Source organism: Variovorax sp. Varisp36, assembly GCF_047304235.1.
Classification (GTDB): Bacteria; Pseudomonadota; Gammaproteobacteria; order Burkholderiales; family Burkholderiaceae_C; genus Variovorax.
In genome coordinates this window covers 1-707 of the sequence record NZ_JBGLYU010000104.1, presented here as the reverse complement: position 1 = coordinate 707, position 707 = coordinate 1, and the positions used below count along the sequence as shown (strand labels likewise).

The window sequence follows — 707 nt, the reverse complement described above, 5'->3', positions numbered from 1 at the left end:
CCACTGAACACGATCGTGAAGGAGGACATCGCCGCGGCAAGCAAGGCGGTGGACGACTGGCTGCGCTCCTTCAGCGGCGGCTACGTGACGCTGGAGCGGCTGACGATGGTGCTGGGCAGCATCCCGATCGTTGGCAACATCATGGCGCTGGTGGATGTGTTCCTGGACATCATCAACATCGTCGAGAAGAAGGCCAAGGACGGCGTCGATGCGTTCCTGAACTGGGTGAGCCTGGGCATCAACCTGATCGGGCTGATCCCGCTGCCGCCGAGCATGGCGGCGGCGCGCATGAGCCTGCGGCCGACGCTTCACCTGGTGAAGCAGGAGCTGAAGTCGGCAGCCTCGAATCTGGGGGAAGCCATCGTCACGACGCTGGTGGGGCACCTGAACGCAACCATCATGGGCGAGCTGGACACGTTCATCGACGGAGCCATCGCCAAGCTCGATGGCATCCTGAAGAGCTGCGCGGATCTTGCGGACAAGATCATCGACAACCTGGTGGACATCCTGCGGCGTGTGCTGGGGCAGAAGGACCTGTTCACGGTGGGTACGCCTGCCGTGGCGGAAACGAAAGTGCACGACCCGAAGACGCAGAGCACGTGGAGCCGGATGTGGGGTGCTGCGGTGCGCTACTCGAAGCAGTCGGCGAACTATGTGGCCAAGGCGGCGGCAAGCCAGCTGCCCGATGGGATCGCGGGCCGGGTCAA

General features: G+C 63.8%; 1 pseudogene. It reads left to right on the top strand.

Annotation, left to right across the window (positions count from 1 at the left end):
- Positions 1–15: 15 nt before the first annotated feature.
- Positions 16–707 (top strand): annotated as a pseudogene (locus tag ACCD11_RS28360) (type IV secretion protein Rhs); the annotation flags it as partial.